Source organism: Streptomyces sp. PTL18 (genome assembly GCF_059510295.1).
The window spans coordinates 819380-842371 of record NZ_JCAJZO010000001.1 but is presented as its reverse complement, the minus strand read 5'-3'; the positions used below and the strand labels follow the sequence as shown (position 1 = coordinate 842371).

The window sequence follows — 22992 nt, the reverse complement described above, 5'->3', positions numbered from 1 at the left end:
CACGGGCCGACCAGGCCCACTGGAGGGCCGATCGGGGACGAGTCCGGGAGGCCGGTGGGCCGTCAGGGCCCCTGCCGTGGTTCCGGGGCCCGTCCCTCGCTCGCCGCGGTGGGGCACCCCCTGCCGGGAACGGCGGCGAGGGCCTCCGGCAGGCGGCCGTACGTCTCGAAGACGCCGTCCAGTCCCGTGACGCTCACTATGCGCAGGAACTGGACGCTGTCCGTCACAAGGCGCAGCCGGCCGTGCCGTTCCGTGGTCCTGTTCCGTGCCCGGCACAGCAGCCGCAGCCCGGCGCAGTCGATGAACGACACGGCGCGAAGGTCCAGCACGAGGTCGGGGCGGACGGCCGCCGTCAGGTCGTCCAGGCGTGCCCCCAGGGGCGGTGCCGTGAGGATGTCGATCTCGCCGCGCAACTCGACGACGGTGGTCCCGGCGACGGTGCGTTCGGTGTGGCCGGTTTCCGACCTGATGAGGGTTTCGGGCATGGTGAGAGGAAATCGGGGCCGAGGGGGGCGCCGGAAGGGCCGTTCGGCCCCGCTCGGCCGTCACGCCTGGTCGGGCCGCTCTCCGGTCAGAGTGGGACCGGTGGCCCCTCACCCGGGGCCGCCGCCGGGCTCAGCATGGAATCCGACCCCCTCCACCGGGCGAAAGACGGGTGGCCCATGTACGCGAACGACGGTTTCCGCGAGCTCGGTCCTGCGGAGTGCCTGCGCCTGCTGGCGACGGTACCGGTCGGCCGTGTCGTCCACACCCGCCAGGCGCTGCCCGCGGTGGTGCCGGTCAACTTCGGCCTGGACAGTGACGGAGCCGTGCTGCTGCGGACCTCGGCGGACTCCGAACTGGCCCGTGCGGTCGACGGCGCGGTCGTCGCCTTCGAGGCGGACGCGGTCGACACGGACACCCGCTCCGGCTGGAGCGTCGTCGTCACCGGCCGGGCAGCCGTCGTGAGGGACCGGGCCGAGGCGGAACGTCTGGAGCGGATCGGCCCGCGCTCGTGGGCGCCCTCTCCCGAGGAGGTCTTCGTGCGCATCGAGCCGGAACTGGTCACCGGACGCGAGCTCGTCGGCGGCCGCACGATGTACGGCGTGCGCTTCTCCGCCTGACCACCGGCGCACGGCCGCACTCCCCGTGACACGGCCCCAATGGCCCATGGGACGGGGGCCGAACGGCGTCGCGACGGGTTCCCGCAGGCCCTGCCCCGCCCGGTGGCCGTCGGGAAGCATCGTCGACGGAGCCGCCACGGAAGGTGTCCGTGTGCGGTGTCGTGAACGATGCGGAGGCAGTGATGACCGTGGCAACCCACGCAGACGTGGACGCATCCGCCGAGGCCTGGCGTGGCTTCGCAGGCCGGAGCTGGCGCGAGCGGATCGACGTACGCGACTTCATCCAGGCCAACTGCACGCCGTACGAAGGCGGTCCTGAGTTCCTGGCCGGCCCGACCGAGCGCACGCTCGCCGTCTGGCACAAGGTCAGCTCCCTGTTCCCCGAGGAGCGGCGCAAGGGCATCCTCGACGTGGACACCGCCACCCCTTCCACGATCACCTCGCACGCCCCCGGATACATCGACCGGGACCGTGAGCTGATCGTCGGGCTGCAGACCGACGCCCCGCTGAAGCGGGCGATCATGCCCGGCGGCGGACTCCGGATGGTGGTGAACGGGCTGAAGGCGTACGGATACGAGCCCGACCCCTTCGTGACCAAGGTCTTCGGCACCTACCGCAAGACCCACAACGACGGTGTCTTCGACGCGTACACCCCCGCGATGCGGGCCGCACGCAAAGCCGGGATCATCACCGGTCTGCCCGACGCCTACGGCCGCGGCCGGATCATCGGCGACTACCGGCGCGTCGCGCTGTACGGTACCGACCGGCTGATCGAGGCCAAGCGCGCCGAGCGGGCCGGGCTGGACGGCCGGTCCTCCACCGCGGACGTCATCCGCGACCGCGAGGAACTCGCCGAGCAGATACGGGCGCTGGGCGAACTCGCGCGGATGGCCGAGGGTTACGGGTGCGACGTCACCCGCCCCGCCGCCACCGCCCACGAGGCCGTGCAGTGGCTCTACCTCGGCTTCCTGGCCGCGGTGAAGGAACAGAACGGCGCGGCGATGTCGCTCGGCCGCACCTCGACCTTCCTGGACGTCTACCTCCAGCGGGATCTGGACGACGGGCGCATCGACGAGGCCCGGGCCCAGGAGCTGATCGACGACTTCGTCATCAAGCTGCGGATCGTACGCTTCCTGCGCACCCCCGAGTACGACGCGCTGTTCTCCGGCGACCCGACCTGGGTGACGGAGTCCATCGGCGGCATCGGCGCCGACGGCCGCCCTCTCGTCACCCGTACCTCCTTCCGCTTCCTGCAGACCCTCTACAACCTCGGTCCCGCCCCGGAGCCGAACCTCACGGTGCTGTGGTCGCCGCGGCTGCCGGAGGGCTTCAAGCGGTTCTGCGCGCAGGTCTCGATCGACACGAGCTCCATCCAGTACGAGTCGGACGACCTGATGCGCCCGCGCACCGGTGACGACACGGCCATCGCCTGCTGCGTATCGGCGATGGCGGTGGGCAGGCAGATGCAGTTCTTCGGCGCCCGCGTCAACCTCGCCAAGGCCCTGCTGTACGCGATCAACGGCGGCCGGGACGAGATCACCGGCGAGCAGGTCGCACCCGAGACGCCCGCCCTGACGGCGGAGTACCTGGAGTACGAGCAGTTGTCGGCGGCGTACGACCGGATGCTGGACTGGCTGGCCGAGACATACGTCGACGCGCTCAACGTCATCCACTACATGCACGACAAGTACGCCTACGAGCGCATCGAGATGGCCCTGCACGACTACCCCGTGCACCGCTTCATGGCCTGCGGGATCGCGGGGCTCTCCGTGGCCGTCGACAGCCTGTCCGCGGTCAGGTACGCCCGGGTGAAGGTGATCCGGGACGGGACGGGGCTGGCCGTGGACTACGAGGTCGAGGGCGAGTACCCGGCCTACGGCAACAACGACGACCGCGTCGACGGCCTCGCCGTCGACCTGGTGGAGTCCTTCATGGCCAAGGTGCGCAGGCACCCCGCCCACCGGGGCGCCGAGCACACCCAGTCCGTGCTGACCATCACCTCGAACGTGGTCTACGGCAAGCACACCGGCAACACGCCGGACGGCCGGCGCGCCGGGCAGCCGTTCGCACCCGGTGCGAACCCGATGAACGGCCGGGACCGGCACGGTGTGGCGGCCTCGGCCCTGTCGGTGGCGAAACTGCCGTACGAGCAGGCCCGCGACGGCATCTCCCTCACCTCGACCATCACACCGGAGGGCCTCGGCCACGACCCGGCCGAGCGTGCGGCGAACCTGGTCGGCATCCTGGACGCGTACATGGCCGCGGGCGGCTTCCACATGAACGTCAACGTCCTGAACCGGGCGACGCTCGAGGACGCCATGGAACATCCGGAGAAGTACCCGGAGCTGACGATCCGGGTCTCCGGGTACGCCGTCAACTTCGTCCGTCTGACGCGCGAGCAGCAACTCGACGTGATCAGCCGTACCTTCCACGGTTCCCTGTGAACACCGGGGCGACCTCAGCGGCAGAGCAGGCGGTCCCCGCGGCGGGACGGCTCACGGGCCGGGTGCACTCCTGGGACCTCTCCACGGGCGTGGACGGTCCCGGGACCCGGTTCGTGCTCTTCACCAGTGGCTGCCCGTTGCGCTGCCTGTACTGCGCCAATCCGGACACCTGGCACCTGCGCGACGGGCGGGAGACCACCGTTGACGAAGTGATGGCGCAGATCACGAAGTACCGGGCCTTCATCACCACGGCGGGCGGGGGAGTGACCGTCACGGGCGGCGAGCCCCTGCTCCAGTCCCGGTTCACCGGCGCGGTGTTCCGCCGCTGCAAGGAACTGGGCCTGCACACGGCCCTGGACACCTCCGGCTTCCTCGGAGCCCGTGCGGACGACACGCTGCTCGCCGACACCGACCTGGTGCTGCTCGACATCAAGTCCTTCGACATCGGCACCTATCGACGGCTGACCGGCGGCACCCTCGCTCCCACGCTCAGCTTCGCGACCCGCCTGGACGCGTTGGGCACTCCCGTGCACATCCGCTACGTCCTCGTCCCCGGCTGGACCGACGACCCGTCCGCCGTGGACGGCCTCGGCGCCTTCCTGTCCGGGCTGGGCAACGTCGACCGGGTGGACGTCCTGCCCTTCCACAAGCTCGGCGCCCACAAGTACGACGCCCTCGGCATCGACTTCCCGCTGCGCGACACGCCCGTGCCCGACCCGGAGCTGACGCAGCGGGTGCGGGAGCAGTTCCGGGAGCACGGCCTGCGGGCTCTGTGACCCGGCACCGTCCGCACACGCCCGCCGCGCCGGGCTTCCCCACCGATTTCGCAACCGTGAAGGAGGACGAGATGTCCCGCACCGTCACCGCAGGCCTGGACGGCTCCCCGCAGAGCCTCACAGTCGCCGACTGGGCGGCTCGCGAAGCCTTGCTCCGCGACGTCCCGCTGCGCCTGGTCCACGCCCTTCGGCGGCAGCCGTCCCCGTACGCGCCCCTGGGCGGGACACCCCAGCCGGCTCCGAACCCCCACGCGCAGAGCCGCTGGGCGGACCGCATGCTGCGCGAGGCCGAAGCGAGGATCGCGCAGCGCCACCCGGGCCTGCGGATCACCGTCGACCGTGTTCCCGGTGAGCCGGTCCCCGCTCTGCTCGAGGCAGCCGAGGAGGCCGACCTGCTGGTGCTGGGCGCCCGGGGCCCGGGCGGCGTCGCCGGGTATCCGGTGGGGTCCGTCGCCCTCGCCGTCGTGGCCGGCAGCCGACGTCCTGTCGTCCTCGTACGGGACGGCCAACGCCCCGAGGACGAACACCGGCCCGGCACCTGCGGATCCGGGGCCGCACCGTTCCGCGACGTCGTCCTCGGCCTCGACTCCGCGGCCCCGGACGACACCGTGATCGGATTCGCCTTCGACGCCGCCTCCCGCCGTGCGGCGGGGCTGCGCGTCGTCCACGGCCGGCGCCCGGAGCTGCCCTGCTTCGACAACGGCGGCGACCTCGACGCCGAACTGCACGCCGAGCTCACCGGGGGGACGGACCGTGCGCTGTCCGGGGCACTGGACCCCTGGCGCGACAAGTTCCCCGGGGTCGAGGTGAGAGAGCAGGCCGTGATCGGCAAGGCGGGCTCGCATCTGGCGGAGGCCTCGCACGACGCGTCCCTGGTCGTGGTCGGCCGCCGTCGGCGCCGGACGCCGATCGGCGCTGCGACCGGCCCGGTCACCCATGCGGTGCTGCGCCACGCAACGGCGCCGGTCGCGGTGGTCCCGCACGATTGACAGGCCATCGGGCGGGCAGACCCGGCTTCCGGCTGAACGCGGCGTGAGAACCCCGAAGGGTTCTCACGCCGCTCAGGCGTCGGCGGCGGTGAGACGGACGCCGGTGACCAGGTCGGGGCGGATGCGCACCGCGTAGTCCATGGCCTGATTCACCCAGGGGGTGAGCAGGGCCTGATAGCGGGCCAGCTCTTCGGAGTCGGTCACCAGGTGGGCGTATCCGGTGACCACGACACTCCAGCCGAGGTGCGTGTCGGGATCGATGGCGTCGGCCTCGTATGCCACGACGACGCCCTGGCCGTCGGCCTGCCCGGCGCGCGCGGTCAGTGCCGCGCCCTCGTGGGTGCGGATGACGATGTCGCCGTCGTCCAGGACGTGATTGACCGGGCGGACGGTCGGCAGCGCGTGGCGGGTGAAGACGATCCTTCCGAAGGGAACGCTGCCCAGCAACCGCAACGCTTCGTCGCTGTCCAGCTCGATGCTCCGGCGCGGCCCGACGGGGAGGGTCTGGGGGGTATCGGTGGTCATGAGAGCTTCCATGCGGGTTCGTTGCTCGTGCTGGGTGTCGTGGGCCGGCGATGCTGTCGCGCGGACTTTCGCCGTGATGGCGGCCGGTGCGCCGGTACGGCGTGTGCGCCGTCCCTTCCAGACGTGGGTGGCTGCCTGTCCGTGGCACCCGGCTGGGAGCCACGGACAGGTTCGATCAGGTCATTGGACCGGCACCGGGGCTGTGGGGACCAGGGCCGTTCGGCCCTGGTCCATGTCCGGCCGTCCCTGCTTGTCCCCGTAGTAGGCCGTGCGCATGATCTCCTGCATGTCGTCCAGCATCGGCATGCGGGGGTTGGCCGGCGCGCACTGGTCCTCGTAGGCGTTCAGGGCCTGCTGGGGCAGCGCGTCGAGGAAGGCGCGCTCGTGGACGCCGAGCGCCTTGAACGACCGTTCGATACCCACGGCGTCGCGCAGCCGTTCCACCGCGCAGGCCAGCGACTCCACGCCCTCCTGCGCGGTGGAGGCGGGCAGACCGAGGGCGCGGGCGATGTCCTGGAAGCGTTCCGGGGCGCGGTAGTTCTCGTACTTGGGCCAGCCCGTGAGCTTCGCCGGGACGGTGCCGTTGTAGCGGATCACGTACGGCAGCAGGACGGCGTTGGTGCGGCCGTGCGCGATGTGGAAGGTGGCGCCGAGGGTGTGGGACATGGCGTGGACGATGCCCAGGAAGGCGTTGCCGAAGGCCATGCCCGCGATGGTGCCCGCGTTGTGCATCCTCTCCTGTGCGTCCGGCCGCCCCGCGCGGTCGTTCACCGCCTCCGCGATGTTGTCGAAGATCAGCCGGATCGCGTGCAGGGCGAGGCCGTCGGTGAAGTCGTTGGCGTACACGGAGACGTACGCCTCGATGGCGTGGGTGAGCGCGTCGAAGCCGCTGTCGGCGGCCAGTGCCGGGGGCAGGTCGGCCGTGAGCAGCGGGTCGACGATGGCCACGCTCGGGGTCAGCGCGTAGTCGGCCAGCGGATACTTCTTGCCGTTGGCCGGGTCCGAGATCACCGCGAAGGGGGTGACTTCCGCACCGGTGCCGGAGGTGGTGGGCACACACACCAGGCGGGCGAGGGTACCGAGGACCGGGAAGCGGAAGGCTCGCTTGCGGATGTCGGAGAACTTCTGCCGCATGTCGGCGAAGTCGATGTCCGGGTGCTCGTACAGCAGCCACATCACCTTGGCGGCGTCCATCGGGGAGCCGCCGCCGAGCGCGATGATCGTGTCCGGGCGGAAGTCCCGCATGAGCTGGGCGCCACGCTGGACGGAGTCGATGCTCGGTTCGGGTTCGACGTTGTCGATGATCTGGATCGTGACCGGCTCGTGGCGCCGCTGCAGTACGCGGCTGACACGGTCGACGAAGCCGAGGCGGGTCATGGTGGCGTCGGTGACGACGGTGACGCGGTGGACGTCCGGCATCGAGGTGAGGTAGCGCAGGGACTGCGGCTCGAAGTAGATCTTCGGCGGGACCTTGAACCACTGCAGGTTGTTGCGGCGCGTGCTGACCCGCTTGATGTTCAGGAGCTGGGCGGCGGAGACGTTGTTGGACACCGAGGTGTGGCCCCAGGAGCCGCAGCCCAGGGTGAGTGACGGCAGCAGGCTGTTGTAGACGCCGCCGATGGCTCCTTGCGAGGAGGGAGCGTTGACGATGATCCGTACGGTCTTCATGCGCCGGCCGTAGGCCTCCGCGAGAGCGGGGTCCTCGGTGTGGATGACCGCGGTGTGGCCCTGGCCGTGGAACGCGACCATGCCGGCGGCCAGGTCGAAGCCCTGCTGCTCGGAGCCTGCGCGCAGCACGGCGAGCACCGGGCAGAGCTTCTCGCGGGTCAGCGGCTCGTCCGGACCGACCCGGTCGGCCTCGACCAGGATCAGCGAGGTGTCGTCCGGGACGGTGAAACCGGCCCGTTCGGCGATCCATGCCGGGCTCTGCCCGACGGCCTCGGCGTTGACCTTCGGCTCGCAGCCTTCGTTCGCCCGGCCGGCCGGGAACAGGAAGGCTTCCAGCTTGGCCTTCTCCTCGGCGGTCGCCAGGTGCGCGTGCAGGGTGCGGAACTCGGCGAGGGCCGCGTCATGGATCTCGTCGTCCAGGATGACGGCCTGTTCGGAGGCGCAGATCATGCCGTTGTCGAAGGACTTCGACAGCACCAGGTCGTTGACGGCCCGGCGCAGCTTCGCGCTCCTGTGCACGTACGCGGGGACGTTGCCCGCGCCGACCCCCAGGGCGGGCTTGCCCGCCGAGTAAGCGGCTCTGACCATGGCGTTGCCGCCGGTGGCGAGGATCAGCGAGACACCGGGGTGGCGCATCAGGATTCCGGTCGCCTCCACCGACGGGGTCTCGATCCACTGCACGCAGTGCTCCGGCGCGCCGGCGGCAACGGCCGCGTCCCGTACGATGCGGGCCGCCTCCGTGCTGCACCGCTGGGCCGACGGGTGGAAGGCGAAGACGACGGGATTGCGGGTCTTCAGGGCCATCAGGGCCTTGAAGACGGTGGTGGAGGTCGGATTGGTGACCGGTGTGATCGCGCAGACCACGCCGACCGGTTCGGCCACCTCGATCATGTCCTCGATGTCGTCGCGGGCGATGACCCCGACGGTCTTCATCGGGCCCATGCTGTGCGTGACGTGCTCGCACGCGAACATGTTCTTGGCCGCCTTGTCCTCGAAAACACCGCGCCCCGTTTCCTCGACGGCGAGACGGGCCAGCGCCGTGTGCTGGTCCAGGGCGGCGACCGAGGCCTTCTTGACGATGTGGTCGACCTGCTCCTGGGTGAGGGCGTCGTAGTCGGCGAGCGCCTTGAGCCCGTTCGTGACCAGCTGGTCCACGGCTATGGCGATGTCGGACGGCGCGTCGGCAACTGCGGTTGCCCGGGTTCCGGCGTCGTGACGGGTCATGGGGGAGCGCCTCCGTTGGCGAGGGCCGCCGACAGTGCCCGGCGGCGTGCGGACGGGAACGGCACCGTGAGAGCTCGGTGCCGCTCGCGCCTTCACTCTCGCCCGGCCACGCCCCCGATCCCATGTGCCGATGGTCCCTTCCGGGGGCTGACCGGCACCGGTTCGGACGGGCTCGGCGGCCCGGCCCGGCTCAGGAACCACCCGCATGCGAAGGAACAGCGATGCGCTCGCAGAGGAGGACCACGGGGGTCTAGTCCCGGCCGCCGCGCCACGGAGGCGGGGTGGCCGACCTGCGGTCCTCCTCCTTGCGGTGCAGGACACGGTTCACCTGACCGCGCAGCCGGTCCTGCAGGCGATCCGCCAGTTCATGCGCCGTGGCCTCCCGGGCATGCACGACCACGAGGGTGCTCCCCACGACGAGCTCGGCCCCGGCGGACCAGGGCCGCTCGGCGTGGTGGGCCACCGCCTTGGCGACCCTCACCTCACCGCTCACGGCCGGAACTCCGGGCCGGCCGAGGACCGCGTCGACCTTTTCCCGGACGTACGTGACGGCTTCCTGGTCCGCATCGCCTTCCCCGCGCACCTGTACGGCGGTGTCGGCAGCGGCGCGGGCACCGGTGTCCTTGGCAGTCATGTTCCACTCCTTCTGCTCGTTTCGCAGCGGGTCCAGACTTCTGCGGGCACCGGTCCGGGCCCAGGGCTGTCAGGCCCCATGAGCCGGGCCACAGGACCTTCACCCCGTTCGGTGGACGGACGTGGTTCCCGGCGGTGCGGCACCCGTGCGGCCCCCCGGGAGCCGCCGGGTGCGTGACACCCGATCGACGTGGATCCGCCGGGCCGCTTCGTGCCCCGGGGCGGCACCAGGTCCCGATCGCGGGACACTACGGAGGGAAAACAGGGCCGACCGGCCCTGGCCCTTCGGCCCGGACCCGAGGAGGATCCCGGCACGGAGGGCCGATTCCGTCGACGAGCGGACATCGGTGCGGAACATGGAACCAGGGAGCAGTTTGATGGCGGACAGCGAGCGGCCCGGCGCCGGCAACCCGATCCGGGTCTTCCTGCTGGACGACCACGAGGTGGTACGGCGTGGTGTACGCGACCTGCTGAACGACGAACCGGACATCGAGGTGATCGGCGAGGCCGGCACGGTGGAGCAGGCGTTGGTGCGCGTCCCCGCGTTGCGCCCGCAGGTGGCGGTGCTCGACGTCCGTCTGCCCGACGGCGACGGTGTGAGCGTGTGCCGGGAACTGCGCTCGCGCATGCCCGAGCTGGCCTGCCTGATGCTGACCTCCTTCGACGACGAGGAGGCACTGCTCGACTCGATCATGGCGGGCGCCTCCGGGTACGTCCTGAAGCAGATCCAGGGCTCCGACCTGGTGTCCGCCGTGCGCACCGTGGCCGGGGGCCAGTCCCTGCTCGACGCCAGCGCGACCACCAAGTTGATGGCCCGGCTCCGCGGTGGCGGGCAGGAGGAGCAGCAGCCGGACGGACTGCAGGGCCTGACCGAACGGGAGCGGGAGATCCTGGCCCTGATCGGCGAGGGCCTGACGAACCGCCAGATCGGCCAGCGGCTCTACCTCGCCGAGAAAACGGTGAAGAACCACATCTCCCGCCTGCTGGCCAAGCTCGGCGTGGAGCGCCGTATCCAGGCCGCCGTCATCGCCACCCAGGTCCAGGACCGGCAGCGGCAGGAAGGGCACTGAGTCCGCGGACCGTCCGGTTCGTCCCTTCCTTCACCACCCGGTCCTCTTCCGTCCCCGGCCAATGAGCCTGATCCCGTACCGTCTGCTGTCGTGGGCGGATAGCGTGGCCCGGACAGGGACGGTCGGCCGTCGACGGGCTGAGGGCTTGGAGGAATCGCTGGTGGGAGGCTCCGAGAGCGCCCGTGTACGCATGCCGCAGTTGAGGCTCGATGAGCTGCTGGAAGAGCTCCAGGCTCGCCTGGACGCGGCCCGCGGCACCCGGGACCGGGTGCACAGCCTGCTGGAGGCGGTGCTCTCGGTCGGCCGGGAGCTGGACCTGGAGCAGGCGCTGCGCAGCATCGTGGAGGCCGCGGCGGTCCTGGTGGAGGCCGAGTACGCGGCCCTGGGCGTCATCGACCCGGACGGCGAGCGGCTGTCGGAGTTCCTCACGGTCGGCGTCGCCGAGGAGCAGATCGCCCGGATCGGCCCCTACCCGCAGGGCCACGGCATCCTGGGCGAGCTGATCCGGCATCCCGAACCGCTGCGTCTGGCCAAGCTCTCCGAGCACGCCGCCTCGTACGGTTTCCCGCCCCACCACCCGCCGATGAACACCTTCCTCGGCGTCCCGATCCGGGTACGTGACCAGGTGTTCGGAAACCTCTATCTGACGGAGAAGCGGGGCGGGGCCCAGTTCGACGAGGAGGACGAGTCGGTCCTGTCGACGCTGGCCGTGGCGGCCGGCGTGGCCATTGACAACGCACGCCTGTACGAGGAGTCGCGGCTGCGTGAACGCTGGCTGCGCGCGAGCGCGGAGATCACCCACAGCCTCATGTCCGGCAGTGATCGTGGTGAGGTCCTCGGGCTGATCGCCGAACGGGCCAGGGAGATCACCTCCGCGGCACTGGCCGTGGTCGCGGTTCCCATGGAGGACACCGACGCACTCACCGTGGAACTCGCTCTGGGACACACGGCGGAGGCGCACCGTGGGCTCGTGGTGCCGGTGGACGACAACCTGATCGGATCCGCCTTCTCGAGCGCCTCGCCGGTCACCGACCCGGACGTCTCCCGTGGGGAGGCGGCGGAGGTCCTCGCGTCCGACGGCCGGGAGGGCGTCCCCGCCGCTGCGTCGCGCTTCGCCGGACTGGGCCCGGCGGTGGCCGTTCCGATCGGTTCCGGCGACAGCGTGCGGGGTGTTGTGCTGCTTGCCCGGGCGTCGGGACAGACGGTGTTCTCCGAGAAGGAGACCGAGCCGTTGCTCGGATTCGCCGCGCAGGCCGCGGTCGCCATGGAACTGGCGGAACGCCGCAGGGACGCCGAGCAGATCGCCGTGCTCAAGGACCGCGACCGTATCGCGCGGGATCTCCACGACCTGGCCATCCAACGGCTGTTCGCCACCGGCATGACATTGCAGAGCGCGGGCCGGTTCATCGAGCACGGCGAGGCCTCGGAGCGCGTGCTGCGCGCGGTGGACGACCTGGACGAGACCATCAAGATCATCAGGTCGACGATCTTCGGTCTCAGGTCCCGCGACGAGAGCCCCGCCGGAGGTGGTCTGCGGGCCCGTGTCGTACGGGTGGTCGGCGAGGCCGCGCCGGTCCTGGGCTTCGCTCCGAGTGTGCGCATGGAGGGCCTGCTGGACACCGAGGTGCCGAAGGAGACCGCCGACCATGTGGTGGCCGTCCTCTCCGAGTCCCTGGTCAACATCGCCCGACATGCGCATGCCGGGCGAGCCGAGGTCGGGCTCGAGACCGACGGGCGCGAGGTGCGGCTGACGGTCTCCGACAACGGTGTGGGCATCCCTCCCGACGGTCGCCGCAGCGGCCTGCGCAACATGGCTGAGCGGGCCGGGCAACTGGGCGGAAAACTCGAGTGGACCAGCCCGGCCGACGGGGGCACCACGCTGATATGGCGGGTGCCCGTGGCGGACGGCTAGGGGCGGCCGGGGGGTGATGCGCGTGACGGGAGCGCCGTCCGCGGCGCGGAACGTCGTCGGTCAGGCCGGGGACAGGCTCTCGTCGCCGTTGGCGGGGGTGGCGGCCGGTTCCGTCGGCTCCTCGGCACGCGTCAGCTCGAACTCCACGTCGACCACACCCTCGACGGCCCGGACCAGACGCGCGGCCACGGGCACCAAGGCCGTGTCACGGGCACGTCCGCCGAGCTTCACGACGCCGTCCCGGACCTCGACCCGCACAGCCGACCCGGGCCCCGGGAAGAGGTGTGCGACTACTTCCCGCCGGACCTCCTCCGCGATCTCCTCGTCCTTCCGCAGGAACACCTTCAGCAGGTCCGCGCGGCTGACGATGCCCTCCAGCATGCCCACTTCGTCCACCACCGGGAGCCGTTTGACCTTGGCGTGCGCCATGATCCGCGCGGCCTGCGCGAGCGTCGCGTCCGCGCGGACCGTGAGAGCGGGGCACGTCATCAGGTCCTCCGCGGTGAGCCCGCCCGCCTTGGCCAGGTCGCCGAGACGGTGCAGTTGCGTCACCCGGTCGGGGTCGCTGTCGCGGAACTCCTCCTTCGGCAGCAGATCGGCTTCGGAGACGACGCCTATCACACGGCCCTCGCCCTCGAGGACGGGCAGGGCACTGACGTTCCAGTCCTGCATCAGCCGCACGATCTCCTTGAAGGCGGCCCGGCGGCCGACGGCGGCGACCGTGTGGGACATGACGTCGCTGACGATGTGCGGGGTGCCGTGCATGGTGACTCCTTCGTGGCGTAAGCCCGTTCACACGGCGCTTCCGGCGCCGTAGGGGGCGTAGAGGTCCAGCAACCGGGTCCTGGTGGAGCGCAGGCGGTGGGCGAGCACCTCGCCGGCCCATCGGGTGACGGCCTGACCGAGTGCCGGGTCCTCCCGGCACAGGGAGCGGACGGCCGTGGCGTCGAACTCGTAGGCCCGCACGGGTGTCGCCGCCGTTGCGCCCAGATGCCACACATGCGGCGCGAACAGCCAGGAGAGGCCGACGAGTTCGTTGTGCCCGAGGGTCTCGATCGTGGCGCAGCGCCGACCGGGCACGTGCGTGTCGAGTTCGACGGAGCCCGTACGGATGATCCAGAACCGGTCCGCGCGGGCACCCTCGTCGAAGAGGCGCGTTCCCTGCGGGAAGGACACCTCGCGGGCCAGACGCATGAGCCGTTGCCGGTACTCGGTGGGCAGCGCGCGCAGCATGCTCGGGGTGTTCATGGCCTGCCTTCCGGTCGGTGGTGTGCGGAGTGGCACCTCCAGCCTGGGGCGGCGGGCGGGACGAGGGGAGGGGCCGTCCGGTCCACAGCGGGGCCACACGGTCCTGAGACGGATCCCTCCGTGCGCCACGACGGCCGCCGCCCGCGTGTCGGCGCGGGCGACGGCCGTGGCCGCGGGATTCGTGCCTCCCCCGCACGAGTCCCGGGCGGATGTCCCTCACGGCTCCTGGAGCGTGTGGGACAACTCCCCTCCTCGAACGTGCCGTCAGGAAGTGGGAGCCGCACCTCGGTTGACCGTGCGCGAAAGCCCCGGCCGCAGCTCCTGCTGCCCATTGTGGAGCCGGGGCCGTCGCCCGGGAGAGGCCGGAAGGACCCGTGCGACGGGACGAACGGCCCTTGCCCTTCCCCCGCTCGCGCGGAGGCGGGTGCCGGGGCGCCCGCCACGGGGAGAACGTTGCCCGCCGTGGCACTCGTTGGGCTGGCCGGGGCCTACGGCACGGGACCATCGGGAGCCGTCCACGGGCCGTGTGGCCGCTGACCGCCCCTGTGCACGAGCAGAAGGATCGGTCGCGGATCGACCATCAGTAACGACCTGCACAGGGAGTGCCACCATGCCCAGAACCACAAGAGGCGGAACGGGGACGGCGCCCACCGCGGCGCTCGGCCTTCCCGCCGCCTCCGCGCTCGTGATCGGCAGCATCATCGGCACCGGAGTCTTCGCGCTGCCCTCCGCCCTCGCCCCGTACGGACCGGTCTCCCTCGTCGCGTTCGTCGCCGTGACCCTCGGCGCGCTCGCGCTGGCCCTGACCTTCGGATCGCTGTCCAAGCGCGTTCCCGCGAGCGGCGGCCCGTACGTCTACGCCCGCGAGGCCTTCGGGGAGTTCGCCGGGTTCCTCAACGCCTGGTCGTACTGGATCACCGCGTGGGCCGGCAACGCGGCCATCGTGGTGGCCTGGGTGGGCTACGTCGAAGTGTTCGTCAACACCGGGCACCACAAGGGCGTTTCGGTGCTCCTCGCGCTGGTCGGGCTCTGGATACCCGCCGCCGTCAACCTCACCGGCGTCCGCAACATGGGCGCCTTCCAGGTGATCACGACCGTGCTGAAGTTCGTCCCGCTGATCTTCATGGCCACCGTCGGACTGCTGTTCATCGACTTCCGCAACTTCGGCCCGTTCAACGCCAGTGGCCAGTCGGTGCTGGGGGCGATCTCGGCCGCGGGCGCCATCGCCCTGTTCAGTTACCTGGGTCTGGAGGCCGCCTCGGTGGTGGCCGGCCGGGTTCGTGAGCCGGGCCGCAATGTGCCGCGCGCCACCGTCTACGGCACGCTCGTCTGCGCCGTCATCTACATCCTGGGTACCCTGGCCGTCTTCGGCACCGTCGCGCACGGCAGGCTGGGCGAGTCGACCGCGCCGTTCACCGACGCGGCGAACAGCATCTTCGGCGGCAGCTGGGCCGGTGACATCGTCGCCGTCGCGGCCATCATCTCCGGTATCGGCGCGCTCAACGGCTGGACCATGCTGTGCGCCGAGATGCCGTACGCCGCTGCCGGCGACGGCCTCTTCCCCCGTGCCTTCGCCCGGCTGCGCGGCGAGAGGGACGTCCCCGCCTTCGGCATCGTCGCCTCCACTGTGCTCGCTTCGCTGATCACCGTGTTCAGCTACACGCGCTTCGACGACGTCTTCACCAAGATCGTGCTGCTGAGCGTGCTCACCGCCGTCATCCCGTACCTGTTCTCCGCCGCCGCCCAGCTCTACTGGCTGCTGGTGCGCGGCCGGGAGACCCTCAGCCCGCGCGGGCTCGTCCGTGACGTGATCGTCGCCGTGCTCGCCCTCGCCTTCTCCTACTGGTCGATCCAGGGCAGTGGCTACCAGACCGTCTACTACGGCCTGTTCGTGTTGCTGCTCGGCGTGCCGGTCTACGTCTGGCTCAAGCGCGGCCAGGGCACGTACGGCGAGGAAGGGGCGGTGACGGCCGAGGCGATCCCGGCTCCGCGGGAGCGGGCTCCCGAGACGCCCCCGCCGGCCCGGCGGCTCTCCCGCGGGCTCCGTACGAGCCGCATCGGCGGGCCCCGGAGGCGGAACGGCCTCCGCCGCCACGACTGACCACTTCCACCAGCACGGAGAAAAGCGATGAACACCTTCCACGTCGACTCCGAGGTCGGCCCGCTGCGCCAGGTGATCCTGCACCGCCCGGGCCTCGAACTCTCCCGCCTCACCCCGCGCAACGTCGACGCCCTGCTCTTCGACGACATCCTGTGGGCCAAGCGCGCCCGCGAGGAGCACGACGCCTTCGCCCAGGTCCTGCGCGACCACGGCGCCCGCGTGCACTACTTCGCCGACCTGCTGGCCCGGACCGTCGAGGTCCCCGATGCCCGGGACTGGCTGCTGGACCAGGTCGTCACTCCCGCCACGGTCGGGCCTGCCCTCCTGGAGCCGGTGCGTGAGCTGTGCGTCCGCCTCGACGGGGAAACGCTCGCCGGTTACCTGATCGGTGGCCTCCTCAAGAACGACCTGCCGCTCGCCACCCGGCAGAGCCTGGTGTGGAACGCGCTCGGCGCCGACGACTTCGCGCTGGCGCCGCTGCCGAACCACCTCTTCCCGCGCGACAACTCGTGCTGGGTGTACGGCCAGATGTCGGTCAACCCCATGGCCAAGCCCGCCCGGCGGCGGGAGAGCCTGCACGCCGAGGCCATCTACCGGTTCCACCCGATGTTCGCCGGTGTCGCGCCCGCGCCCCTGCTCGACGGGCCCGTCGGCACCCTCGAAGGAGGCGATGTCCACGTCCTCGGCAACGGCGCCGTCATGGTCGGCATGGGCGAGCGCACCACCGCCCAGGCCGTGGAGAACCTGGCCGCACGTCTCTTCGCAGCCGGTACGGCGAGCCGGCTGATCGCGGTCCGACTGCCGGCGGCCCGGGCCTACATGCACCTGGACACCGTGCTGACCATGGTCGACCGTGACGCCTTCGTCATCTACCCCGGTCTCGCCGACTCCCTGCGCTCCTGGACGCTGCGGCCCAGCAGCCTGCACGAGGCAGGCTTCGACGTCACGCCGAACGCGGACCTGGCGACCGCGCTGGCCGAGGCTCTCGACCTGGACAAGGTCCGCATGCTGTCCGCACCGCAGGACATCCGCAACGCCGAGCGCGAACAGTGGGACGACGGCAGCAACTTCCTCGCCCTGGCGCCCGGGGTCGTCGTCGGCTACGAGCGCAACGTCACCACCAACACCTACCTGCGCAAGCAGGGCATCGAGGTCGTCACCGTGGCCGGAGCCGAACTCGGCCGCGGCCGGGGCGGACCCCGCTGCATGAGCTGCCCCGTCGAACGCGACCCGGTCGCCTGAGCCCCCAAGGACACCGCCATGACCGTCGACCTGCGAGGCCGCTCCTACCTGCGCGACCTCGACTTCACCACCGCCGAGATCCACCACCTCCTCGACCTCGCCGCCGACCTCAAGGCGGCCAGGCGTGCCGGCACCGAGCAGCCACGGCTCATCGGCAAGCACATCGCCCTGGTCTTCGAGAAGACCTCCACCCGCACCCGCTGCGCCTTCGAGGTCGCCGCCGCCGCCCAGGGCGCCAGCACCACCTACCTCGGCCCCGGTGACACCCACGTCGGCCGCAAGGAGTCCGTCACCGACACCGCCCGCGTCCTCGGCCGTATGTTCGACGCCATCGAGTACCGGGGCTCCGCCCAGTCGATCGTCACCGAACTCGCCGCCCATGCCGGCGTCCCCGTCTACAACGGCCTGACCGACACCGCCCACCCCACCCAGAGCCTGTGCGACATGCTCACCATGCGCGAGCACAGCACCAAGCCGCTGTCCGACACCGCCTACTGCTACCTGGGCGACGCCCGCAACAACATGGGCAACTCCCTGCTCGCGATGGGCGCGTTGCTCGGCATGGACGTGCGCATCGCCGCGCCGAAGGCGCTGTGGCCGCGATCCGCGCTGGTCGCCGCATGCCACGAAGCGGCCGACCGGAGCGGAGCGCGCATCACCCTCACCGAGGACGTGGAAACCGCCGTACACGGCACCGACTTTCTGCACACGGACGTCTGGGTGTCCATGGGAGAACCGGCCGACACATGGCGGGAACGGATCGAACTGCTGCTCCCGTATCAGGTCAACGACAAGACGCTCGCCCTCACCGGCAACCCCGACGTGAAGTTCATGCACTGCCTCCCGTCCCTCCACGACCACCGCACCCGGCTCGGCCAGGAGCTGTTCGAGGCCTACGGCCTGAACGGTCTCGAGGTCACCGACGAGGTCTTCTCCTCGCCCTCCTCGATCGTCTTCGACCAGGCGGAGAACCGGCTGCACACCATCAAGGCCGTGCTCGTCGCCACCCTGGAGGACTGAACCATGCGCATCGTCGTCGCCCTCGGCGGCAACGCCCTGCTGCACCGGGGCGAACGCCCCGACGCGGCCGTCCAGCAGGCCAACACCGACCGGGTCGCCACCGCCCTGGCGGCGCTGGCCCAGGAGCACGAACTCGTCATCACCCACGGCAACGGCCCCCAGATCGGCCTGCTCGCCATGGAGAGCGAGGCCGACCCCGCGCTCAGCGCCCCGTATCCCCTGCACCTGCTCGGTGCCCAGACCCAGGGCATGATCGGCTCCCTGCTCGCCTGCACCCTGCACGACGCTCTGCCCGGGCGCCGGATCGCCGCCCTCGTCACCCACACCCTCGTCCGGGCCGACGATCCCGCCTTCGGCCGCCCGACGAAGTTCGTCGGTCAGGTCTACACCCGGGACCTGGCCCAGAAGCTGGCACGCAGCCGCGGCTGGCACATCGCCCGGGACACCACCGGCTGGCGCCGCGTCGTCCCCTCGCCCAGGCCCGAACGCGTCCTGGAGACCGACACGATCCACGAACTGCTGACCGGCGGGATCCTGGTGATCTGCGCCGGCGGGGGAGGCATCCCCGTCACCGCCGACCGCGACACCGGTGCGCTGACCGGCGTGGAAGCCGTCGTCGACAAGGACCTCACCGCGGCCCTGCTCGCCGAGGACCTCAAGGCGGACTTCCTGCTCATCCTCACCGACGTCCCCTATGTCTACGAGGGCTACGGCACCTCCGACCAGCACCCTCTGCTCGACGCCACACCGCGGGAACTGCGGCACGGCGGCTTCCCGGCCGGCTCCATGGGACCCAAGGCCGAGGCGGCCGCCCGGTTCGTCGAACGAAGCGGTGGGCTGGCGGCGATCGGTGCCCTGGACGCGGCCTACGAGATCGTCCACGGCAGGTCCGGCACATTGGTCCGGCCGGACCTCTCCGTCGGGTGACGGAAGGGGGAGCCGGAGCGGTCCCGGACCGAAGAGCCCGCCCGGTCCGGGACCCGCTGTCCGCCGCACCGCCCGCGGCAGGCGGTGGCGGCACACCCCGTGCGGCAGGTGAGGGTGCGCGCGGGTGTCGCCGGGTCGCCGCCGGTGACCGGACCGCGGGCGACCCTGCCGCCCCGGAGCCGCGTTCCACACGGGGCCGGCGGACCGCTCCCTGACGCCCCCTCACCCCGCCAACCGGCCCTGCCGACAGGGATCGTTCAGCCCCCCGGTCGGAGACCTTCGGCATCCGGCGCCACCCGTACGCAGCCGACGAGAGTGGGGGACGTCAACAAGTCGACGGCTCAAACCTCCCCGAAGGGAACACCATCATGGCCGTGCACGAGCACTCTCACCGCGGTCCGCGCTTCCACCTGCCGGTGGGCTTCCGCCGGAACCGGACCGGCTCCGCCTCCGACCCCGTCGCGGCGGCACGTCCCGGCACGTACACCGCACAGGCCCACGCCCTGGCGTCCCTGCGCATCCTGACCGGGTTCGTCTTCCTGTGGGCCTTCCTGGACAAGACCTTCGGCCTCGGGTACGCGACCGCGTCCGGCAAGGGCTGGATCGACGGCGGGTCACCGACGAAGGGCTTCCTCAGCGCCGTCGCCGCCGGGCCGATGGAGTCGACGTTCCACTCCTGGGCCGGCGACACGTGGGCGGACTGGCTGTTCATGCTGGGCCTGCTCGGCATCGGCGCCGCCGTCATGGCCGGTGTGGCGCTGCGGCCGGCCGCGGTGGCGGGCACGGCGATGATGGCGCTGATGTGGATCGCCGAGTGGCCGCCGGCCAGGCATCTGTCGGACGGGTCGCCGAGCATGTCGACGAATCCGTTCGCCGACTACCACGTGATCTACGCCGTCGCGCTGATCGCCGTGGCGGCCGCGGGCGCGGGCGCCACCTGGGGCCTGGGCCGGATATGGGCGCGGCTGCCGATCGTCCGCGACCACACCTGGCTGCGCTGACCCGCCCGCGGCGGAACGGACCCTGGCTCCCGGCCCCTCACGGGGCCGATGGTCCCGGCCGGAGGGCCGACGGCCCCTGCCCCGCAAGACCCCCGAACACGACGCTGGTACCGGGTCCCTCGGGTCCCCGGTTCAGGAGGAGGAGAACATGCCACGCACCATCACCGTCGGCCTCGACGGCTCGCCGGAGAGCCGCGCCGCCGCGGAGTGGGCGGCCCGCGAGGCGGAGCTGCGCGGACTGCCGGTCAGGCTCGTGCAGGTCTGGGAGCCGGTACCGGAGCCCATGGCTCAGGCCCCGCTTCTGGGCCCGGAGACCCACCAGCACTGGACCGAGAGGATTCCCCGTGAGGCCGCCGAGCGTCTGCGGCTGCGCCACCCCGGTGTCGAGGTGACCACCGAGCAGATCACCGGCCGGCCCGCCGACGCCCTGGTCGTCGTCGCGAAGGACGCCGACATGCTCGTCCTCGGCTCGCGCGGCCTCAGCGGGATCGGCGGCTTCCTGATCGGCTCGGTCGGGCTCTCGGTCGTGGCGCACACCGAACGGCCCGTCGTCCTGGTCCGCGCCGGCGAGCAGGCCGCGGACGAGCCCGAGGCGGACGCGGCAGGCACGCCCTCCGCGGCCACACCGTTCCGTCCGGTCCTGCTCGGACTGGACACCGACGACCCCGACGCGGCACCGATCGAGTTCGCCTTCGAGGCCGCCACGCACCGCTCGGTGCCCCTGCGGGTGCTGCACGGCTGGAACTTGCCGTCGTACTACGCCTACGGCATGGTTCCCGTTCCCGAGGTCACCAGGATGCTGGCGGAGAGCGACGCCGGCGCCCTGACCGAACTGCTGCAGCCCTGGAAGCGGAAGTACCCCGACGTCGAGGTCGTCGCGGAGTCGCACTACGGCAGCCCCTCGCTCCTCCTGATCGACGCCTCCCGCGAGGCATCCCTGGTCGTCGTCGGCCGGCGGGTCCGCCGCTCCTCCGTCGGCGCCCACATCGGCACCGTCACCCACGCCGTCCTGCACCACTCCACCGCCCCCGTCGCCGTCGTGGCGCACGGCTGACGCACCACCACAGAGGAGAGAGAGACCATGCAGGCAGCGGTCGTACGAGCCTTCGGCGAGCCCCTGGTCATCGAGGAGCGCCCCGACCCCGAGCCGGGCCCCGGCCAGGTCCGCATCCGCGTCGAGGCCTCCGGGCTGTGCCACACCGACATCCACGCCGCGCACGGCGACTGGCCCATCAGGCCCACCCCGCCGTTCGTCCCCGGTCACGAGGGGGTCGGCCTGGTCGAGAAGCTCGGCGAGGGGGTCACGCACCTCACCGTCGGACAGCGCGTGGCGGTGCCGTGGCTCGGCAAGGCGTGCGGGCGGTGCGAGCACTGCCTCTCCGGCTGGGAGACACTCTGCGAGCAGCAGATCAACACCGGGTACGGCTGTGACGGCGGATACGCCGGGAAGATGCTGGCCTGGGCCGACTTCGCCCAGCCGGTGCCCGAGGGTGTCACCGCCTTCGACGCGGCCCCGCTGACCTGCGCCGGCGTCACCACGTACAAGGCGCTCAAGGTCGCCGGTGTCCGGCCCTCCCAACTCGTCGTCATTTCCGGGATCGGCGGCCTCGGTCACCTCGCCCTGCAGTACGCCAGGATCGCCGGCGCCACCGTCGCGGCCGTCGACGTCACCGACGACAAGCTCCGACTCGCCGCGGAACTCGGCGCCGACCTGGTGATCGACGCCCGCAAGCAGGACGTCGGCAAGGAACTCAAGAAGCACGGCGGCGCCCACGCGGCGCTCGCACTCGCGGTGGACCCAGCCGCGTTCGAGGCCGTCAACTCCGGTCTGCGGCGGGGCGGAAAACTCGTCATGGTGGCCCTGCCCGCGCACGGCACCGTCCAGGTGCCGATCTTCGACACGGTCCTGAACGGCACGTCCGTCATCGGCTCCATCGTCGGCACCCGGCAGGACCTCGCCGAGGTCTTCCAGCTCCATGCGGCCGGCCGCACGAGGGTGATCTACGAGACCCGCCCGCTCGCCTCCGTGAACGAGTCCATCGACGCCGTACTGCGCGGCGAGGTCAAGGCCCGGATCGTCTTCGACCTGGGCGCGGGAAGGTGAGCACGATGGAGTCCCCCCTGGTCGTCGGCGTGGACGGCTCGGAGCCGAGCCTGCGCGCCGTCGACTGGGCGGCCGACGAGGCCGCCCTGCGCGGGCTCCGGCTGCGGCTGGTGTACGCCTCGCTGTGGGAACGGTACGAAGGCACGGCGCTCGCGGACGATCTCGGTAAGCCCTCCGAGCAGGTGATGGCCGAGGACATCGTCGAGACAGCCGCGCGCCGGGCGCACAGCCGCCGGCCCGACGTGAAGGTCGTCACCGACGTGCTGCCCGAGGAACCCGAGTACGCGTTGGTACGGGAAAGCCGTACCGCATCCGCCGTGGTCCTGGGCTCGCGCGGCCGGAGCAGCGTGGCCGAGGCGCTCCTCGGCTCCGTCAGTGTGGCGGTGGCCGGTCACGCCCACTGCCCGGTGATCGTGCTGCGCGGATGCCACGACAACCGGGTCCGCTCCGGCGCGCGCCGCATCGTCCTCGGTGTCGGCGAGAAGCCGGCGGACGCGGCGGCGGTGCGTTTCGCCGTCGAGGAGGCGCGACGCCGAGGCGTGCCGCTGGAGGCCGTACGAGCCTGGCGCTGCCCGGCGCACGAGACCGCCGACCATCCCCTGCCGGCGGACGAGGCCTCCCGCCTGCACGAGCAGCAGGCCGTCGACGCACTGAACGCGGCCTTGCAGGACGCCCCGGCCGACGTCGAGGTGCACCGGCGCACCGTCGAAGGCTCGGCACGCAACGTGCTGCTGGACGCCTCGGCCGACGCCGACCTGCTCATCGTCGGGGCCCGGCGCCGCGCGGGCCACATCGGCCTCCAGCTCGGCCGCGTCGCCCACGCGGTGCTGCACCACTCCGCCTGCCCCGTCGCCGTCGTACCCCGGCGGGGCTGAGCGAGACGGCCGACGGCGCCCGGAGGAGCGGCTGCAGCGACTGATGCCCACGGGAGCGAGTGACGCCCCGGTGCCCTGAGCACGGGGCACAGGGGCGCGGTCCCGCTGCGGGCGCGCCTGGGGGCCGCCG

Annotated in this window: 20 protein-coding genes; 14 read left to right on the top strand and 6 right to left on the bottom strand. The window is 71.6% G+C overall.

What is annotated here, in order from left to right; all coding sequences use genetic code 11:
• Nucleotides 1–62: 62 nt before the first annotated feature.
• Nucleotides 63–485 carry an STAS domain-containing protein gene (locus AC5WS8_RS03910; RefSeq protein WP_496101812.1) on the bottom strand — a complete coding sequence of 141 codons (423 nt, stop codon included), beginning with the start codon at nucleotides 483–485 and terminating at the stop codon, nucleotides 63–65.
• A 177-nt stretch (nucleotides 486–662) separates the two neighbouring features.
• Between AC5WS8_RS03910 and AC5WS8_RS03905 the strand changes: the two genes are divergently transcribed.
• The 4 genes from AC5WS8_RS03905 to AC5WS8_RS03890 all read left to right on the top strand — a co-directional run bounded on the left by AC5WS8_RS03905 (nucleotide 663) and on the right by AC5WS8_RS03890 (nucleotide 5312).
• Nucleotides 663–1103 carry a pyridoxamine 5'-phosphate oxidase family protein gene (locus tag AC5WS8_RS03905; RefSeq protein ID WP_496101811.1) on the top strand — a complete coding sequence of 147 codons (441 nt, stop codon included), beginning with the start codon at nucleotides 663–665 and terminating at the stop codon, nucleotides 1101–1103.
• A gap of 182 nt (nucleotides 1104–1285) precedes the next feature.
• The gene (gene pflB / locus AC5WS8_RS03900; protein ID WP_496101810.1) at nucleotides 1286–3547 is read left to right on the top strand and encodes a formate C-acetyltransferase; all 2262 of its coding nucleotides are present in this window, start codon (nucleotides 1286–1288) and stop codon (nucleotides 3545–3547) included.
• On the top strand, nucleotides 3544–4323 hold the full coding sequence (gene pflA, locus AC5WS8_RS03895) for a pyruvate formate-lyase-activating protein (protein ID WP_496101809.1): 780 nt from the start codon (nucleotides 3544–3546) through the stop codon (nucleotides 4321–4323). The genes pflB and pflA overlap by 4 nt, the downstream gene beginning before the upstream one ends.
• Nucleotides 4324–4394: 71 nt before the next feature.
• Nucleotides 4395–5312, top strand: coding sequence for a universal stress protein (locus tag AC5WS8_RS03890; RefSeq protein ID WP_496101808.1), 918 nt, complete (start codon nucleotides 4395–4397; stop codon nucleotides 5310–5312).
• Between the two features lie 72 nt (nucleotides 5313–5384).
• Here AC5WS8_RS03890 and AC5WS8_RS03885 read toward each other — a convergent pair whose 3' ends face one another.
• The 3 genes from AC5WS8_RS03885 to AC5WS8_RS03875 form a co-directional block, all read right to left on the bottom strand.
• Nucleotides 5385–5837: a pyridoxamine 5'-phosphate oxidase family protein gene (locus AC5WS8_RS03885; protein WP_496101807.1), complete on the bottom strand. Its 453-nt coding sequence runs from the start codon at nucleotides 5835–5837 to the stop codon at nucleotides 5385–5387.
• A gap of 180 nt (nucleotides 5838–6017) precedes the next feature.
• On the bottom strand, nucleotides 6018–8729 hold the full coding sequence (gene adhE / locus AC5WS8_RS03880) for a bifunctional acetaldehyde-CoA/alcohol dehydrogenase (RefSeq protein WP_496101806.1): 2712 nt from the start codon (nucleotides 8727–8729) through the stop codon (nucleotides 6018–6020).
• Between the two features lie 250 nt (nucleotides 8730–8979).
• The gene (locus AC5WS8_RS03875; RefSeq protein WP_496101805.1) at nucleotides 8980–9363 is read right to left on the bottom strand and encodes a hypothetical protein; all 384 of its coding nucleotides are present in this window, start codon (nucleotides 9361–9363) and stop codon (nucleotides 8980–8982) included.
• 376 nt (nucleotides 9364–9739) lie between these two features.
• Here AC5WS8_RS03875 and AC5WS8_RS03870 point away from each other — a divergent pair, with 376 nt between their 5' ends.
• Both AC5WS8_RS03870 and AC5WS8_RS03865 read left to right on the top strand, forming a co-directional pair.
• On the top strand, nucleotides 9740–10432 hold the full coding sequence (locus AC5WS8_RS03870) for a response regulator (protein ID WP_496101804.1): 693 nt from the start codon (nucleotides 9740–9742) through the stop codon (nucleotides 10430–10432).
• A gap of 190 nt (nucleotides 10433–10622) precedes the next feature.
• Nucleotides 10623–12344 carry a sensor histidine kinase gene (locus AC5WS8_RS03865; RefSeq protein ID WP_496101947.1) on the top strand — a complete coding sequence of 574 codons (1722 nt, stop codon included), beginning with the start codon at nucleotides 10623–10625 and terminating at the stop codon, nucleotides 12342–12344.
• 60 nt (nucleotides 12345–12404) lie between these two features.
• Here the strand turns inward: AC5WS8_RS03865 and AC5WS8_RS03860 are convergent, their stop codons facing one another.
• Both AC5WS8_RS03860 and AC5WS8_RS03855 read right to left on the bottom strand, forming a co-directional pair.
• On the bottom strand, nucleotides 12405–13109 hold the full coding sequence (locus AC5WS8_RS03860; protein ID WP_496101803.1) for a CBS domain-containing protein: 705 nt from the start codon (nucleotides 13107–13109) through the stop codon (nucleotides 12405–12407).
• A 27-nt stretch (nucleotides 13110–13136) separates the two neighbouring features.
• On the bottom strand, nucleotides 13137–13592 hold the full coding sequence (locus AC5WS8_RS03855; RefSeq protein WP_496101802.1) for a Crp/Fnr family transcriptional regulator: 456 nt from the start codon (nucleotides 13590–13592) through the stop codon (nucleotides 13137–13139).
• A gap of 685 nt (nucleotides 13593–14277) precedes the next feature.
• Here AC5WS8_RS03855 and AC5WS8_RS03850 point away from each other — a divergent pair.
• The 8 genes from AC5WS8_RS03850 to AC5WS8_RS03815 all read left to right on the top strand — a co-directional run bounded on the left by AC5WS8_RS03850 (nucleotide 14278) and on the right by AC5WS8_RS03815 (nucleotide 22862).
• Nucleotides 14278–15693: an APC family permease gene (locus tag AC5WS8_RS03850; protein ID WP_496101946.1), complete on the top strand. Its 1416-nt coding sequence runs from the start codon at nucleotides 14278–14280 to the stop codon at nucleotides 15691–15693.
• Between the two features lie 27 nt (nucleotides 15694–15720).
• The gene (locus AC5WS8_RS03845; protein ID WP_496101801.1) at nucleotides 15721–16935 is read left to right on the top strand and encodes an arginine deiminase; all 1215 of its coding nucleotides are present in this window, start codon (nucleotides 15721–15723) and stop codon (nucleotides 16933–16935) included.
• Nucleotides 16936–16953: 18 nt separating this feature from the next.
• Nucleotides 16954–17955, top strand: a complete 1002-nt coding sequence (argF, locus tag AC5WS8_RS03840) for an ornithine carbamoyltransferase (protein WP_496101800.1) — start codon at nucleotides 16954–16956, stop codon at nucleotides 17953–17955.
• 3 nt (nucleotides 17956–17958) lie between these two features.
• Entirely contained in the window at nucleotides 17959–18882 is a 924-nt protein-coding gene (locus tag AC5WS8_RS03835) for a carbamate kinase (protein ID WP_496101799.1), read from the top strand.
• Nucleotides 18883–19250: 368 nt separating this feature from the next.
• Nucleotides 19251–19883 carry a hypothetical protein gene (locus tag AC5WS8_RS03830; protein ID WP_496101798.1) on the top strand — a complete coding sequence of 211 codons (633 nt, stop codon included), beginning with the start codon at nucleotides 19251–19253 and terminating at the stop codon, nucleotides 19881–19883.
• 148 nt (nucleotides 19884–20031) lie between these two features.
• Nucleotides 20032–20937, top strand: a complete 906-nt coding sequence (locus AC5WS8_RS03825; RefSeq protein WP_496101797.1) for a universal stress protein — start codon at nucleotides 20032–20034, stop codon at nucleotides 20935–20937.
• A gap of 27 nt (nucleotides 20938–20964) precedes the next feature.
• Nucleotides 20965–21987 carry a zinc-dependent alcohol dehydrogenase gene (locus tag AC5WS8_RS03820; RefSeq protein WP_496101796.1) on the top strand — a complete coding sequence of 341 codons (1023 nt, stop codon included), beginning with the start codon at nucleotides 20965–20967 and terminating at the stop codon, nucleotides 21985–21987.
• A 5-nt stretch (nucleotides 21988–21992) separates the two neighbouring features.
• On the top strand, nucleotides 21993–22862 hold the full coding sequence (locus AC5WS8_RS03815) for a universal stress protein (protein ID WP_496101795.1): 870 nt from the start codon (nucleotides 21993–21995) through the stop codon (nucleotides 22860–22862).
• The last annotated feature ends 130 nt before the right edge of the window (nucleotides 22863–22992 follow it).

What these genes read in the sequence shown, in the direction of transcription:
- argF (WP_496101800.1), top strand. Translation starts at nt 16,954, where the DNA reads ATGACCGTCGACCTGCGAGGCCGCTCCTACCTGCGCGACCTCGACTTC.
- AC5WS8_RS03815 (WP_496101795.1), top strand. Translation starts at nt 21,993, where the DNA reads ATGGAGTCCCCCCTGGTCGTCGGCGTGGACGGCTCGGAGCCGAGCCTG.
- AC5WS8_RS03865 (WP_496101947.1), top strand. Translation starts at nt 10,623, where the DNA reads ATGCCGCAGTTGAGGCTCGATGAGCTGCTGGAAGAGCTCCAGGCTCGC.
- AC5WS8_RS03835 (WP_496101799.1), top strand. Translation starts at nt 17,959, where the DNA reads ATGCGCATCGTCGTCGCCCTCGGCGGCAACGCCCTGCTGCACCGGGGC.
- AC5WS8_RS03870 (WP_496101804.1), top strand. Translation starts at nt 9,740, where the DNA reads ATGGCGGACAGCGAGCGGCCCGGCGCCGGCAACCCGATCCGGGTCTTC.
- AC5WS8_RS03890 (WP_496101808.1), top strand. Translation starts at nt 4,395, where the DNA reads ATGTCCCGCACCGTCACCGCAGGCCTGGACGGCTCCCCGCAGAGCCTC.
- AC5WS8_RS03855 (WP_496101802.1), bottom strand. Translation starts at nt 13,592, where the DNA reads ATGAACACCCCGAGCATGCTGCGCGCGCTGCCCACCGAGTACCGGCAA.
- pflB (WP_496101810.1), top strand. Translation starts at nt 1,286, where the DNA reads ATGACCGTGGCAACCCACGCAGACGTGGACGCATCCGCCGAGGCCTGG.
- AC5WS8_RS03820 (WP_496101796.1), top strand. Translation starts at nt 20,965, where the DNA reads ATGCAGGCAGCGGTCGTACGAGCCTTCGGCGAGCCCCTGGTCATCGAG.
- AC5WS8_RS03860 (WP_496101803.1), bottom strand. Translation starts at nt 13,109, where the DNA reads ATGCACGGCACCCCGCACATCGTCAGCGACGTCATGTCCCACACGGTC.
- AC5WS8_RS03885 (WP_496101807.1), bottom strand. Translation starts at nt 5,837, where the DNA reads ATGACCACCGATACCCCCCAGACCCTCCCCGTCGGGCCGCGCCGGAGC.
- AC5WS8_RS03845 (WP_496101801.1), top strand. Translation starts at nt 15,721, where the DNA reads ATGAACACCTTCCACGTCGACTCCGAGGTCGGCCCGCTGCGCCAGGTG.
- AC5WS8_RS03830 (WP_496101798.1), top strand. Translation starts at nt 19,251, where the DNA reads ATGGCCGTGCACGAGCACTCTCACCGCGGTCCGCGCTTCCACCTGCCG.
- AC5WS8_RS03825 (WP_496101797.1), top strand. Translation starts at nt 20,032, where the DNA reads ATGCCACGCACCATCACCGTCGGCCTCGACGGCTCGCCGGAGAGCCGC.
- adhE (WP_496101806.1), bottom strand. Translation starts at nt 8,729, where the DNA reads ATGACCCGTCACGACGCCGGAACCCGGGCAACCGCAGTTGCCGACGCG.
- AC5WS8_RS03905 (WP_496101811.1), top strand. Translation starts at nt 663, where the DNA reads ATGTACGCGAACGACGGTTTCCGCGAGCTCGGTCCTGCGGAGTGCCTG.
- AC5WS8_RS03910 (WP_496101812.1), bottom strand. Translation starts at nt 485, where the DNA reads ATGCCCGAAACCCTCATCAGGTCGGAAACCGGCCACACCGAACGCACC.
- AC5WS8_RS03875 (WP_496101805.1), bottom strand. Translation starts at nt 9,363, where the DNA reads ATGACTGCCAAGGACACCGGTGCCCGCGCCGCTGCCGACACCGCCGTA.